The 15,060-nt window shown below is 49.8% G+C and carries 13 protein-coding genes; 11 read left to right on the top strand and 2 right to left on the bottom strand.

All coding sequences use genetic code 11. The features are described 5' to 3' along the window. Positions 1–74: 74 nt before the first annotated feature. The 11 genes from kdsD to CPY98_RS17475 all read left to right on the top strand — a co-directional run bounded on the left by kdsD (position 75) and on the right by CPY98_RS17475 (position 11,938). Positions 75–1,061 carry an arabinose-5-phosphate isomerase KdsD gene (kdsD, locus tag CPY98_RS17425; protein ID WP_025801127.1) on the top strand — a complete coding sequence of 329 codons (987 nt, stop codon included), beginning with the start codon at positions 75–77 and terminating at the stop codon, positions 1,059–1,061. Between the two features lie 25 nt (positions 1,062–1,086). Continuing rightward, the gene (kdsC, locus tag CPY98_RS17430) at positions 1,087–1,653 is read left to right on the top strand and encodes a 3-deoxy-manno-octulosonate-8-phosphatase KdsC (protein ID WP_025801126.1); all 567 of its coding nucleotides are present in this window, start codon (positions 1,087–1,089) and stop codon (positions 1,651–1,653) included. Beyond that, complete coding sequence (gene lptC, locus CPY98_RS17435; protein WP_040047150.1) at positions 1,650–2,228, top strand: LPS export ABC transporter periplasmic protein LptC; 579 nt, start codon at positions 1,650–1,652, stop codon at positions 2,226–2,228. The genes kdsC and lptC overlap by 4 nt, the downstream gene beginning before the upstream one ends. Next, the gene (gene lptA / locus CPY98_RS17440) at positions 2,197–2,826 is read left to right on the top strand and encodes a lipopolysaccharide ABC transporter substrate-binding protein LptA (RefSeq protein WP_025801124.1); all 630 of its coding nucleotides are present in this window, start codon (positions 2,197–2,199) and stop codon (positions 2,824–2,826) included. The genes lptC and lptA overlap by 32 nt, the downstream gene beginning before the upstream one ends. A 6-nt stretch (positions 2,827–2,832) precedes the next feature. Further along, complete coding sequence (gene lptB, locus CPY98_RS17445) at positions 2,833–3,558, top strand: LPS export ABC transporter ATP-binding protein (RefSeq protein ID WP_025801123.1); 726 nt, start codon at positions 2,833–2,835, stop codon at positions 3,556–3,558. Between the two features lie 133 nt (positions 3,559–3,691). Continuing rightward, complete coding sequence (gene rpoN / locus CPY98_RS17450; protein ID WP_025801122.1) at positions 3,692–5,125, top strand: RNA polymerase factor sigma-54; 1,434 nt, start codon at positions 3,692–3,694, stop codon at positions 5,123–5,125. A gap of 23 nt (positions 5,126–5,148) precedes the next feature. After that, on the top strand, positions 5,149–5,436 hold the full coding sequence (hpf, locus tag CPY98_RS17455; RefSeq protein ID WP_040047149.1) for a ribosome hibernation promoting factor: 288 nt from the start codon (positions 5,149–5,151) through the stop codon (positions 5,434–5,436). A 124-nt stretch (positions 5,437–5,560) separates the two neighbouring features. Continuing rightward, a complete protein-coding gene (gene ptsN / locus CPY98_RS17460) occupies positions 5,561–6,025 on the top strand; it encodes a PTS IIA-like nitrogen regulatory protein PtsN (RefSeq protein ID WP_025801120.1) in 465 nt (154 codons plus the stop codon). Positions 6,026–6,167: 142 nt separating this feature from the next. Further along, positions 6,168–7,019 carry an RNase adapter RapZ gene (rapZ, locus tag CPY98_RS17465; protein ID WP_025801119.1) on the top strand — a complete coding sequence of 284 codons (852 nt, stop codon included), beginning with the start codon at positions 6,168–6,170 and terminating at the stop codon, positions 7,017–7,019. A gap of 10 nt (positions 7,020–7,029) precedes the next feature. Then, complete coding sequence (npr, locus tag CPY98_RS17470) at positions 7,030–7,302, top strand: PTS phosphocarrier protein NPr (protein ID WP_025801118.1); 273 nt, start codon at positions 7,030–7,032, stop codon at positions 7,300–7,302. Positions 7,303–7,540: 238 nt separating this feature from the next. Beyond that, a complete protein-coding gene (locus tag CPY98_RS17475; protein WP_096388504.1) occupies positions 7,541–11,938 on the top strand; it encodes a S6 family peptidase in 4,398 nt (1,465 codons plus the stop codon). An 80-nt stretch (positions 11,939–12,018) separates the two neighbouring features. Here the strand turns inward: CPY98_RS17475 and CPY98_RS17480 are convergent, their stop codons facing one another. Both CPY98_RS17480 and CPY98_RS17485 read right to left on the bottom strand, forming a co-directional pair. After that, on the bottom strand, positions 12,019–13,938 hold the full coding sequence (locus CPY98_RS17480) for a transcription antiterminator (RefSeq protein WP_096388505.1): 1,920 nt from the start codon (positions 13,936–13,938) through the stop codon (positions 12,019–12,021). A gap of 372 nt (positions 13,939–14,310) precedes the next feature. Beyond that, entirely contained in the window at positions 14,311–15,051 is a 741-nt protein-coding gene (locus CPY98_RS17485) for a KDGP aldolase family protein (RefSeq protein ID WP_046360451.1), read from the bottom strand. Positions 15,052–15,060: the final 9 nt, after the last annotated feature.

Raw genomic sequence — 15,060 nt, forward strand, 5'->3', positions numbered from 1 at the left:
TAAGTACGAGACGGTGAGTACCGATTCATTAAACGTACCGCCGATTAAACCGCTGAATCGAGTGAGAAAAAAACATGTCACATTTGGATTTACAGCCGGGATTTGATTTCCAGCATGTGGGAAAGCAGGTTCTTCAGACTGAACGCGAAGGGCTGGCACAGCTAGATCAATATATTAATCAGGACTTCACCCACGCCTGCGAGGCGATTCTTTCCTGCATAGGAAAAGTTGTCGTGATGGGCATGGGCAAATCCGGTCATATTGGCCGCAAAATTGCCGCTACGCTTGCCAGTACAGGAACCCCCGCGTTCTTTGTACATCCTGGCGAAGCTAGCCACGGCGATCTCGGCATGGTCACCTCCCATGATATCGTGCTGGCGATTTCAAACTCTGGCGAATCTCACGAGATCCAGGCGCTGATTCCAGTTCTAAAACGCCAAAAAGTTAAGCTTATCTGCATGACCAATAATCCAGAAAGTTCAATGGGTAAAGCTTCAGATATCCATTTGTGCGTTAAAGTCCCACAGGAAGCCTGTCCGTTAGGATTAGCCCCAACCACCAGCACGACCGCAACGCTGGTGATGGGCGATGCGCTGGCCGTTGCTCTGCTACAGGCGCGCGGTTTCACCGCTGAGGATTTTGCACTTTCGCACCCTGGCGGCGCATTGGGCCGTAAATTGTTGCTGCGCGTCAGCGACATCATGCACACCGGTAGCGAATTACCACACGTCAGCCGCGATGCTTCACTGCGCGACGCACTGTTAGAGATTACGCGTAAAAACCTTGGGTTAACCGTTATCTGTGATGATTTGATGAAAATCGAAGGGATTTTCACCGATGGTGACCTGCGCCGGATTTTTGATTTGGGTGTTGATTTAAACAATGCGAAAATTGCCGACGTGATGACATCTGGCGGGATTCGTATTCGTCCAAATGCCTTAGCGGTCGATGCATTAAACTTGATGCAGGCTCGTCATATCACGTCGTTGTTGGTTGCCGACGGCGATCAACTGATCGGCGTCGTTCATATGCATGATATGCTGCGCGCTGGCGTGGTTTAAGATTTAACGTTTAGGTGAAAAATTAATGAGTGAACAAGGTATGAATATCGCTACCTGTTACGGCCCGGTTGCCCGTAAAATCATGGACAGCGCAGCAGATATTCGTCTCGTTATCTGCGACGTAGACGGTGTGCTATCTGATGGTCTGATTTACATGGGCAACAATGGCGAAGAGCTAAAAGCGTTTAACGTTCGCGATGGCTATGGTATCCGCTGTCTCATTACCGAAGGCATTCATGTGGCGATCATTACCGGTCGCCAATCCAAATTAGTCGCCGACCGCGCGGCTACATTGGGAATTGAGCACCTATATCAAGGGCAATCTGATAAACTGATTGCCTTTGAAAAAATTCTCTCCGATCTGAATTTGCAGCCAAATCAGGTTGCGTATATTGGTGATGATTTGATCGACTGGCCAGTCATGGCCAAAGTAGGACTTTCTGTTGCTGTAGCAGACGCGCACCCTATTTTATTGCAGCGCGCTCAATATGTTACCCGTATTGCAGGCGGGCGCGGTGCTGTTCGTGAGTTATGCGACCTTATCCTACAGTCACAGGGCAAACTGGATGAGGCCAAAGGGCTATCAATATGAGTAAAACCAAACGCTGGGTCATCCTGCTATTAACGGTCATTGCATTGGCGCTGATTGGATGGAATCTCACCGAAAATGATTCCGATTCCGTGCTGACCCCTACGAATAATCAGGAACCGACCTACCGCAGCCAGCATACCCTGACCGTGGTCTATGACCCGACGGGTAAACTAAGCTATAAGCTGGTAGCAGAAGATGTTCAGCATTTCACCGAGGATAAAACCAGTTGGTTTACCCATCCGGTGCTAACGACTTACGATCAGGACATTCAACCGACCTGGTCTATTCGCGCTGATAAAGCAAAACTTACCGATGACCGTATGCTTTATTTATACGGCAACGTTGAAGTAAACAGTTTGACGACGACCTCGCAATTGGAAAGGATTACCACCGATAATGCGCAGGTAAATCTAGTGACTCAGGACGTCAGCTCTGATGATGAAGTCACTCTTTATGGGTCAAACTTCACCTCCCATGGTCTGAAGATGCGCGGGAACATGCGGGAAAAATCCGCAAGGCTGATTGACAAGGTAAAAACCTATTATGAAATTCAAAACAAACAACAAAATCCTTAGCCTTATCATTGCCGGTTCATTGATCGCAGCCAGCGCCCCTGTGCTGGCGCTGACCGGGGATACCGAGCAACCGATTCATATTGACTCGGCTCAGCAGTCTTTGGATATGCAAGGCAACACCGTGACGTTTACCGGTGATGTGGTCGTGACCCAAGGCACTATCAAAATCAACGCCGATAAAGTTGTGGTGATCCGTCCTAACGGTGCTCAAGGCAAAGAAGTCGTTGAAGGTTACGGTAATCCCGTCACTTTCTATCAGATGCAAGACAACGGCAAACCGGTTAGCGGTCATGGACAGAAACTGCGTTATGAACTGGATAAAGACTTTGTCATCCTGACCGGCGACGCTTTCCTGAAACAGGTTGATAGCAGCATCAAAGGCGACAAAATCACCTATCTGGTCAAACAGCAGCAGATGGAAGCCTTTAGCGATAAAGGCAAGCGCGTAACCACGGTACTGATCCCATCCCAGTTGCAGGATAAGGGCGGCAAAGCGGCTCCGGCGGCAGCGCCAGCTAAATCACAACCGCAGAGCAAGCCTGCCGCACCGCAGGGTAAATCTCCGTTTAGTCAGTCCTCACAGACCAAGAGTAACTAATTCGTTATGGCAACTTTAATTGCTGAAAATCTGGCCAAGGCCTACAAAGGCCGCCGTGTGGTTGAAAACGTTAGCCTCACCGTTAACTCAGGCGAAATCGTAGGGCTGCTAGGGCCTAACGGCGCGGGTAAAACTACCACCTTTTATATGGTTGTTGGTATTGTGCCACGTGATGCGGGTCGCATTGAGATTGACGATGAAGACATCAGCCTGCTGCCGTTGCACGCACGTGCTCGTCGTGGGATCGGCTACCTGCCGCAAGAAGCCTCTATCTTTCGCCGCCTGAGTGTGTATAACAACCTTATGGCCGTGTTAGAGATTCGCGAAGATTTAACCAAAGAGCAGCGTGCCGATCGTGCCGATGAGCTTATGGAAGAGTTCCACATCGCTCATCTGCGTGACAATCTCGGACAATCGCTGTCTGGTGGTGAACGCCGTCGCGTTGAAATTGCACGTGCATTAGCCGCAAATCCTAAGTTCATCCTGTTAGATGAACCTTTTGCGGGCGTTGACCCAATCTCTGTTATTGATATTAAAAAAATTATCGAACACCTGCGCGACCGCGGTTTGGGCGTATTGATTACTGACCATAACGTGCGTGAAACGCTAGACGTTTGTGAACGTGCTTATATCGTGAACCAGGGCAACCTAATTGCTCATGGTACGCCATCTGAAATCTTGGCCGATGAGCAGGTTAAACGCGTCTATCTGGGTGAAGAATTCCGTCTGTAACGACGGCTATCTTGCGTCATATTTACCCTGTGCCATCTCGTGCAGGGTATACCGCACGGTGGTCTTCATGCGGCCGGACTCTTTTTAGTTTAGCAGGCACTCTGCTTACACCAATGGAAATGAGCTCGCGATTATGAAGCAAGGTTTGCAACTCAGGCTGAGTCAGCAGTTAGCGATGACTCCACAGCTGCAGCAGGCAATTCGCCTGTTGCAATTATCAACGCTAGAGCTTCAGCAAGAGATTCAACAAGCATTAGAAAGCAACCCGCTGCTTGAACAAGATGACACTCACGATGAAATCGAAACTTCAACGGAAGAAGTCAACGAAGAGCTGGATACCCGCGAACAGCTAGAGCAGCCGGATATGCCGGAAGAACTTCCTCTCGATGCCACATGGGACGAAATCTATACGGCTGGCACCCCATCAGGTACAGGAACCGACTACAGCGACGACGAGCTACCGATCTATCAGGGTGAGACCACCCAGACCCTGCAAGACTATCTGATGTGGCAAGTTGAACTCACCCCATTTAGTGATACCGATCTGGCTATTGCCACCGCCATCGTGGATGCCGTGGATGATACCGGCTACCTCACCTCCTCTCTCGACGATATTTTAGAGAGCATGGGCGATGAACACGTCATGATGGATGAAGTCGAAGCAGTACTTAAACGCGTACAGCGTTTCGACCCCGTCGGCGTTGCCGCCCGCGATCTGCGTGATTGCCTGCTGGTTCAGCTCTCACAGTTTACCGATGGAACGCCTTTCCTTATCGAAGCACGCCTCATTGTTGATAAGCATTTAGATCTCTTAGCGAATCACGATTTCCGTAATCTGATGCGTTCGACTAAGCTAAAAGAAGATGTCCTCAAAGCGGCGATGCAGCTGATCCAAACGCTCGATCCGCGCCCAGGGCTTTCTATCAATACCGGCGAATCCGACTACGTTATCCCAGACGTTTTGGTACACAAACATCAAGGACGCTGGGCAGTTGAATTAAATCAGGACAGCGTTCCACGCCTTAAAATTAATCAGCACTACGTCTCGCTCGGCGCACAAACCCGAAGCGATAGCGATACCCAGTTCATCCGCAGTAACCTGCAGGAAGCGAAGTGGCTGATTAAAAGCCTGGAAAGCCGTAATGAAACTCTACTGAAAGTGTCACGCTGTATAGTAGAACAGCAGCAGGCATTTTTTGATAATGGCGCTGAGTTCATGAAACCGATGGTGCTGGCCGATATCGCCCAGCAGGTCGAAATGCATGAATCCACCATCTCGCGTGTAACAACGCAGAAGTTTCTGCACAGCCCGCGAGGCATATTTGAACTGAAATATTTCTTCTCGAGTCACGTCAGCACCGAAGACGGCGGCGAAGCCTCCTCAACGGCAATCCGTGCTCTCGTGAAGAAACTCGTTGCGGCGGAGAATCCTGCCAAACCGTTAAGCGACAGCAAGCTAGCGACCTTGCTTGCCGATCAGGGTATTATGGTTGCCAGACGTACCGTTGCTAAATACCGAGAGTCTTTGTCCATCCCACCGTCAAACCAACGCAAACAATTGGTTTGACCATAACAGAGAAGGAAGACACTATGCAGCTCAACATTACCGGACATCATGTCGAAATTACCGAGGCTTTGCGCGAATTCGTCACCACTAAATTTGGCAAGCTAGAGCAATATTTTGACCGAATAAATCAGGTTTATGTGGTACTGAGCGTGGAGAAAATCCAGCACATTGCGGAAGCAACGGTACATATTAACGGCGGTGAGCTGCATGCTACCTCGGAGCAGCTAGATATGTATGCTGCGATTGATACTCTGGTTGATAAACTGGCGCGCCAGCTCAATAAACATAAAGACAAATTGAAACAACACTAGCGTTTAAATTGTTTAAACGCCTGCTGACTTCATCGGCCTGTTTCCTCCATGAAACGGGCCGATAAGCCATCATGGGGAGCATGAAAAATCAGCCCTTTGGTCTGATTTAAATGAAGAAGATGAGATGAGTAACGATTTAACTATGCCATTAACCTCCGTACTGAGTCCGGAGTGCACGCGCAATGCAGTTCACTGTTCCAGTAAGAAACGTGCTCTGGAAATCATCAGCGAACTCGCAGCTGCACAGCTGAACCTGCCACCACAGATCGTCTTTGATGCGATCCTAACGCGTGAGCGTATGGGGAGCACCGGCATTGGCAACGGCATTGCGATTCCTCACGGCAAGCTTGAGGAAGACACCCTGCGAGCCATTGCGGTTTTCATTCATCTAGAACAGCCGATAAGCTTTGACGCTATCGATAATCAGCCCGTCGACCTATTGTTTGCCTTGCTGGTTCCCGCTGACCAATGCAAAACCCACTTACAAACACTCGCTATTATGGCGCAGAAATTGGCCGATAAAGGTGTATGCCGCCAATTACGCAGCGCGCAAAGCGATGATGAGCTGTACAAAATCATTACAGAATAAAGCGTTAGCACGCTGTCAAAACAGTGGCAGTAAGTGCTGCGTCACGTTACATTGGATATAACAATGAGTGATAGACCTCCTTTTGGAGGTCAAATTTCCACAGACAGTCAAAAGGCTGTCCGAAATTAAGGGGAGTTGTGACATGGTGCTGATGATTGTCAGCGGCCGTTCCGGTTCAGGGAAATCCGTTGCGTTACGTGCGCTTGAAGACATGGGATTTTATTGTGTAGACAATCTTCCCGTTGAGCTCTTGCCGAATTTAGCTCGCTCTCTGGCCGATCGCGGAACCTCCGCCGCCGTCAGTATTGACGTGCGTAACATGCCAGAATCTCCAGAAGTTTTGGAAACAGCGATGGACAGTCTGCCTGACAGCTTCTCTCCACAGTTGCTGTTTCTAGATGCCGATCGTAATACGCTAATCCGCCGATACAGCGATACCCGTCGTCTGCACCCTCTCTCGACTAAAAATCTGTCGCTCGAAAGCGCCATTGATGAAGAGAGTGATTTGCTGGAGCCACTACGCTCACGCGCCGATCTTATTATCGATACGTCCGAAATGTCGGTACATGAACTGGCTGAAATGTTGCGTACACGCCTGCTTGGCAAACGCGAACGCGAGCTCACGATGGTGTTTGAATCATTTGGCTTCAAGCACGGTATCCCGATTGATGCCGATTATGTCTTCGACGTTCGTTTTCTGCCAAACCCGCACTGGGATCCCAAACTACGCCCAATGACAGGTTTAGATAAACCGGTTGCTGCATTTTTAGATCGTCATACCGAGGTGCACAACTTTATTTATCAGACCCGCAGCTATTTGGAACAATGGCTGCCAATGCTGGAAACCAACAACCGCAGCTATCTCACGGTAGCCATCGGCTGTACCGGCGGCAAACATCGTTCTGTTTATGTGGCTGAACAGCTTGCAGACTATTTCCGTTCACGCGGGAAAAACGTGCAATCTCGTCACCGTACGCTAGAAAAACGTAAATAGGCACCGTTGAATGACCGTAAAGCAAACCGTGGAAATCAAAAACCGCTTGGGCATGCATGCTCGCCCAGCGATGAAATTGTTTGAACTGGTTCAAGGCTTTGATGCTGAAGTATTGCTACGTAATGAAAGCGGCGTTGAAGCCGAAGCCAGCAGCGTTATCGCACTTCTGATGTTAGATTCCGCTCAAGGCGGTCATATTGAGGTTCAGGCCGAAGGGCCGGATGAAGATAAAGCGTTAGAAGCCGTGATTTCGCTGTTTGAAGCTGGGTTTGATGAAGACTAGTTGATTCTCGATTTTCATTACTAAGAACCCCGATTTTCGGGGTTTTTTCGTTATAAAAGCATCATTATCTCCCTGCCCCTAACAAAAAATATTTTACCCGCAATTATAAAAAAGCGTTGATTAATATAATTATTAAACAAAGATTAACTTTGAATTAATTAACATGATATTTATTTCATGATAAATAAAAAATGATAATGAATAGGAATATTCCTTTTTTTTGGAAAATGGAAAACCTATGAAATGGAAACCAAAAGTTTTTAGCTTGCTGACATCTATTATAATATCGAATGCTAATGCGGGTATTATGCGTGAAGATGTATCGGTTCAAGACTATCGAGATTTTGCAGAAAACTTAGGAAAATATACACCCGGCGCTGAAAATGTTGAGGTATTTAAAACAGACGGGACCTCCGCCGGAATATTAGATTTTCCCATTCCTGATTTTGGCGCATCGGATGATAGCGCAGTCGCTACGCTTGTTGCCCCCTCCTATATTGTGAGTGTGGCACATAATACCGGGTATGGTGGTGTGAAGTTTGGTAACGGTGCCAAATACAGCGTCAGTTATAAAATCATTAACCGTAATGTGGATCCTGCTCCTGGTAAAGACTTCCATATCCCTCGGTTAAATAAAGTCGTTACCGATATTGCCCCCGCCGACATGGTTATACCTGACGATGCGCGTCACGATAAAGTACGCTATAAATATTTCGCACGCGTGGGCTCAGGATCTCAATATCAAGTATCTCCCACAACGCATAAGCCGGTATATATAGCCGGTGCCTACAAATGGAAAAGCGGCGGAACAATTGTTAATCCCACGTTTGAAAACTGGCGCTTACGCTGGACCGATTACGGTCCACCGGATACCCGAGCTCAACCTTTTAGCTCCGCAGGTCAAGGCGGTGATAGCGGTAGCCCATTGTTCGTTTATGACAGTCTTGAGAAAAAATGGAAGCTTTATGGTGTCACAACTAGCATTGCAACCTATGGCACCTACGATACCACAACTTATGTATTAGATCTGCAGACGGCATTTATCAACCAAATCATCGCTGGCAACACCGATCCCGATGTAACCGACGTCGCGAGCAACGGTGATATCCACTGGACTAAAGATGCCATAACCCAAGGTGACAGCAGTTGGGGATGGCACGGTATTGCCGATAAAGCCCTTCCCTCCAGTGCCACCTATGCCGAGTTGGATACGACCAAAGATCTGCGCTTCAACGGCGATGGAGGTCTAATTGTATTAGATAGCTCAGTGAATCATGGCGCCGCGAAGCTGCAATTTTCGAGCGACTATCGGGTGATTTCGGCCGAAGGCGCAAATGCCACTTGGGTCGGCGGCGGTATCGAAGTGGACGCGGATAAAACCGTCGATTGGGAAGTTAACGGGCTCGCCGGTGACACACTGCATAAAATTGGCGAAGGTACGCTATACGTTAACGCCACCGGTGTAAACGGCGGCGGGCTTAGAGCCGGCGATGGCACCGTGGTATTGGCGCAGCAGCCCGATCAAGACGGCAAACGGTCAGCATTTTCTACCGTGACGCTCGTCAGTGGCCGAGCGACCGTAAAACTCGGGGGTGAAGATCAAATCAGCGGCGAGAATATTCAATTCGGCTCTCGCGGCGGGATCCTCGATCTCAACGGCTACGATATGAGCTTCAGCACCATTAACCATAACGATTCCGGTGCTCGGATCATCAATGGTAATGCAGATACGCCTTCCACGGTGACGCTCGACAATACCAACGCTCAAGCCTTCATTGGTCATTTCGGTTCATCCGATACGGCCAATTCACTCAATGTCAATTACGCACCGGTGGGGGATCAGCAATGGACTCTTGGCGGCGGGGCTGACATTAATGAGCTAACCCTCAATGGCGGCGTATTTGCGATGAGTGGTCGGGCAACACCGCATGCAGGGGGTACAATATTTACGGATGACTGGATTAGTGAGGCCTATCACGCCAACCATATTCAGGTGGAAAATGGCTCACAGCTGCATTTGTATGAGCATGCAGCGCTGTATGGTGATGTTTCGATTGCCGATCATGCCACCATGGCCATGACCGGAAAATCCCGTTTCACCGGCAATCTTGAGATTGGCGATGAAGCATCACTTATCGTTGATACCAGCCAAACCAACCTCGCCAGTACCGATGGCAACACGGATTCTTGGTTAGCATCAAACGTATCGGGTACCGGCAATGTCGATAAATATGGCAGCGGAACATTGCACTGGATCGGTGATAACACCTATACGGGTCTTACCACGATTTATGGCGGTGTATTAGATCTTACCGGCTCCCTCGCTTCAAATCTTCAAATGATGAGTGGAACTGAACTAGCAGGCAATTTAAGCGTGCAAAGCTTAACGCTGGAAGATGGCGTTACCCTGCGCCCATACGCTGCCCCCGACTCGAATTTACTCACTGAAAGCACGTTCACTCCCCAGTCAATGACGGTTCAAAATAACTTCACTACTGGGGCAGGCACACAGCTTTATCTGCGGAGCCATATGGATGAAGCCCAACCAGACTCAGATCGCCTTTTGATTAATGGCGACGTTGATTCCTCGGCGGGTACCACCTTTATCAATATCGATCTTTCTGGTGAAGGTTATCTCACCGACACAAATAACAGTGGCATTGCGGGCCCAACAGAAGGGGTTTCACTGGTACAAGTTGGAGGTCTCTCAACCAAAGATAGCTTCCAATTGGCGGATGGTTATGTTGCCAATGGTCCATGGCAATATTCACTCTACGCCTTTGCGCCGGGTAAAAGCTCTGGTGACGAACGACTCATCAGCGGTAGCGGCAATCAATACTGGGATTATCGGTTAGAAACTCGTTACCTTTCCGAAGGTGATGAACCGCAACCTGACGATGGCGGCAGCACGCCTCCACCTGATGACGGCGGCAGCACCCCTCCACCGGACGACGGCGGCAGCACGCCTCCACCTGATGACGGCGGCAGCACACCTCCTCCTGACGACGGCGGTAGCACCCCTCCACCTGATGACGGCGGTAGCACACCTCCACCTGATGACGGCGGTAGCACACCTCCACCGGACGACGGTGGCAGCACACCTCCACCTGACGACGGTGGCAGCACACCTCCACCGGATGACGGCGGTAGCACACCTCCACCTGACGACGGCGGTAGCACACCTCCACCGGATGACGGCGGCAGCACACCTCCACCGGATGACGGCGGCAAAACGCCTCCACCGGATGACGGCGGTAGCACTCCTCCACCGGACGACGGTGGCAGCACACCTCCACCGGATGACGGCGGTAGCACACCTCCACCTGACGACGGCGGTAGCACACCTCCACCTGACGACGGCGGCAAAACGCCTCCACCGGATGACGGCGGCAAAACACCTCCACCGGATGACGGCGGCAGCACCCCTCCCCCTGACGACGGCGGCAAAACACCTCCACCGGATGACGGCGGCAAAACGCCTCCACCGGATGACGGCGGCAAAACGCCTCCACCGGATGACGGCGGCAGCACGCCTCCACCGGATGACGGCGGCAAAACGCCTCCACCGGATGACGGCGGCAGCACCCCTCCCCCTGACGACGGCGGCAAAACGCCTCCACCGGATGACGGCGGCGGCACACCGCCAAAACCTCGTCGCATTGCCGTGGTTCCGCAGGTGCCATCTTATTTGTCTCTGCCTTCAGCACTATTAAGCTATAACAGCAGGGTCAATCAGATGTTCCGTAATCTTGCACAATCACCTGATTCAAGTGGAAAAGTGGTTGATAGTTATCCTGTTTGGTTGCAGTACATCAACGGGGAGGATAAATATCACACTGCCATGGGCTTCCTCGACTATGGTTATGATTACACTCAAAAAGAGCAAGGTTGGTTGTTAGGTGGCCGGGTGCTACAGCTGGGTGACGAGCGTCAATACCTAACGTGGAACGTGGGCTTTGCTAACTCAACCCTGAAAATCACCCCCGATGCGAAGGATGGGAACAGCGAATCACACTACAACGCCTATGGTCTGACATCGTTGCTAACCCTTCGCCATCAGAGCGGTTTAACTCTCGACGTGGGAGCCGATGCCACCAAATATGACGGGCATGTCACCACGGATACCCGTCCTGGTCACGTTGCCGATATCAAGGCCTATTCTTACAGCGGTAATGCCGAAGTGAGCTACCCGTTTGAGTTAGGTAACCATGAAATAGCGCCAGTTTTGGGTGGTGGTATACAAGTGTTGAAAGTGGATGATTTTACCGATGCGGATGATATACACGTCCACTACGGTACTATCACTCGCCCTACAGGCCAGTTGGGCGTCCGCTATAACTACAAGCTTCGTGATACTCCGTTAGGTAATTTTGTTTTCTATACCAACAGCTACCTCACCAAAGACTTCAGCAATACACCTGATGTCTGGATCGGCAGCACCCGAACTAATGGAGCCTCCTCAACGTTTGATATGGGGAAAGTCGGTAGCTCAGCCACGGTAGATGTGGGCATTATCAATGAAATCACCCCAATGTTTGCAATCAATACCGGTGTTCAATATCAACAACGGCTCAGCAATGATGATGAAGGGATTAACTCTTGGCAGGCGAATGTAGGTATTAAAGTGACATTCTAAAACTGAGTGAAATCTCAACGCACTCTCTAAAAGCCAGCCACTACCGTGACTGGCTTTTTCATTCAAGGTACGGGCCCAAATTAACTACGGCTCAAACAATCCATCGCAATATCCCTAAACTGCTCAAAATCAGTACTCGCCAATAGTCGCCCTACGGCACGCTCTCGCATAAAGGTCACGAATAAATCGTAAATAGCCATCGCCTCTTCATAATCCTTCTTGCTAATGGCGAGCAGAAAAATCACGTGCGCCGTTTCATTCTCGCCCCAACGCACGCCTTGCGGAGCAAGCACGGTATAAATCACCGTTTTCTTGGCCAGTAATCCTAAGGAATGGGGTAGCGCAATACCCTCGCCTAGCATCGTAGACACTATGCTTTCACGCTCAACCAGAGAAGGATGAAAATCTGCGTCGATATATCCTTCCTGCTGGATTTGATGGCAAATTCGGGCAAATAAATCCGCCTGCGAAACAGGCTCATGCAAGACACAGAAATGAGCCGCATCAAAAAATTTTTCCAACATATAAGGCTTAGTTCGATCGACTAAGACCAGCTTAGCTAACTGCTCTAACTGAAAACTGGTTGGGAAAGGCGCTACGGTGACAACCGGTTTATTCTTCTCAGGCACCTTCGCCATGGAGATAACAAAGTCTTCTTCGATGTGATCGAGCTTTTCATACTCTCTTAGCGAATCAACCTGATTGACGATCAGCTGTGGAAACTCACGTTTCAGCTTAGTTTCCAGCAAGCGCAGCGTAGACATACCGGAATCACAGACCAGCAGCGCCTGCGGATGACGCTCGTAGCCAATGTCATAATGGCGCTCCAATCCCACGCCGATGTGCAAAACCAGATAGCCAATTTCATTATCGGTAATGGTGTAGGGCATATTTTTGCCCCAACTCGACACCGCGGCCAGCGTCACATCATACGCTAATGGATAATGCTGTTTGATATGCTCAAGCAGAGGGTTAGGGATATTTATCTGGTACTTAGCGCGAGTCATCATCGTCGCAATATGCGACAGTAAATCGCTGCTCAGTTGCTCATCGCCGCGTAAATCGTAGTTATAATGCTCGTTGATAAAACCAAGAATATGATTCACCAGCGCATGGTTTTCATCACCGTCGATATTTTGCAGGCTGCTGGCATCCGTGATGCGGCGGGCAGCAATTTGCACGCTCAGATAGGCTACTTCGGTTTCAGGAATACCACAGCCAAATCGCTCTTCCAGATAAAGAGCAACATCACGCGCGGCCTGAGTAAACACCGGTTCGACGTCGCTAACATCCAGTTCATCTAACAGAAAACCGGTGCGAATACGGTGCAAAATAATGCCGCAATAAATCAGTAGCTGCTGCTCAGCCTCATCCGTTAAACGGATGTGATACTGCTGCATGGTGAGATGTAGTTGTTCGCGCAGTTGGGCAATATCAATTTCAGGTAATACTTTGCCTCGCAGCTCGCCAAACAGCGGATCGCCCGCAGGATACTGAAACAGCAGGTTTGCCAAACAGGCGCGCACCGCATTCTCACGACCAAACAGCTTCATACCATAGTGTGGCTTACTTTCTATCGTTAATCCGTACTTTCCCACCATGTCACGCACGTCGGTCATGTCACTTTGCAGTGATGCTCGGCTGACGAACCAGCTATCCGCCACGTCATCGAGTTTGATTGGCTCGCCCTGCGCCAAAAAACGTAGCAATAGATGAGTGACACGATCTTTTGCCGAGCGCGGTACGCTTCGCGTCGCTCGACTTTGCTGCTGTAGCAGTGAAAAACGGTCGGCATCATGCACATCTAACCGGTAGCCGCTGCCCCGTAAATGCACAAACTCGGCACCATATTGGCTCAGGATATCGTTCAACGCGGTGACGTCGGTTCGCACGGTTCGAGTTGAGACAGCAAAACGCCGCGCTAGCTCCTCTTGAGGCAACGTTTCCTCAAGAAGCGCATCAAACACCTGATTTAAACGAGGATAAGGAAATGAGATCATGCTAATACCGCTGCTAACTTACTGATGGACGCAACCCTGCGCAAAAAAATCATAGAGAAAACCAAATATGCAGAGGCAATTTATGGACCAACTTTACACTGATGTATCAAATCATACGGTGAATGGTTGCATTGGAATTATATCGTTCACTAGCAGATGCAGACAGGCAAGTAATGTGATCTAACGGGCAGAATTCGGAATTACTTCGCGGCGAGAAAAAAGAGAATGGCTGAAAACAACCTTAAAATTTACCTCACCCTATCCCTGCTCAAAAGAGGGAATCATTCATAGTCGTTCAATGGTGCGCGATCGGCTCTTCCTTCTACCAACAAGGGCGACTGGGAGAAGCTATCTCTCCCAGCCCAAAAAAGACTACCCCACCAGCTTCTTCACCATCCCCAGCAACCGCGCAACATCTTCCGGACGCGTATTCCCCGTGGCTTTATCAATGATCGAACTGTAGATATGCGGGATCACTTTTTCTACGCCAGCATCCAGCGCGATTTTCAGGATCGCTTCAAAGTTATCCAGATCGATCCCGCCCGTTGGCTCTAGCCAGAAATTCTGTTTCGCACAGGCTTTAGCCACATACTCAAACTCTTCACGGCATTTCAACCCGCCCATTGGGAAGTATTTCACCGAGCTGCCGCCCATATCCTGTAATAGCGCAATCGCAGACTCGACAGGCACAATCGCATCAGGCCCTTGGCAGCTCAGCGGGCCGGTCGAGATCTTCACCTGCCCAACCGTTCCGGTAGGCGACACTAAACCATTCACCACCGATGCATTCTGCCCAAGCATTCCACGGCTGGTGCCCACGCCGGTAAATACCTGATTCACATGCTGTGGCTGCACCTCAGCTGAAATCTGCGACACCATCAGCGATTGGTTGGGATCCCCTGCCCCCAGCCCCACGGAAAGCGCATTATTAATCAGCGCTGAGTATTCCTTCATATCCGCCACGGCAGAAGAAACATCGGGATAATCTTTCGATAACACCCCAACCAGCACATAGCCTTCGGCCGCTTCATAAATATCGCGGGCGTTCTCTTTGGAACCCGCCAACACATTCAGGCAAACACGATTTTTATAAAATTTAGGTGTCAGTTGCATCAGTTAACT

It is taken from the genome of Hafnia sp. CBA7124 (genome assembly GCF_002355555.1).
In the GTDB taxonomy this organism is placed as follows: Bacteria; Pseudomonadota; Gammaproteobacteria; order Enterobacterales; family Enterobacteriaceae; genus Hafnia; species Hafnia alvei.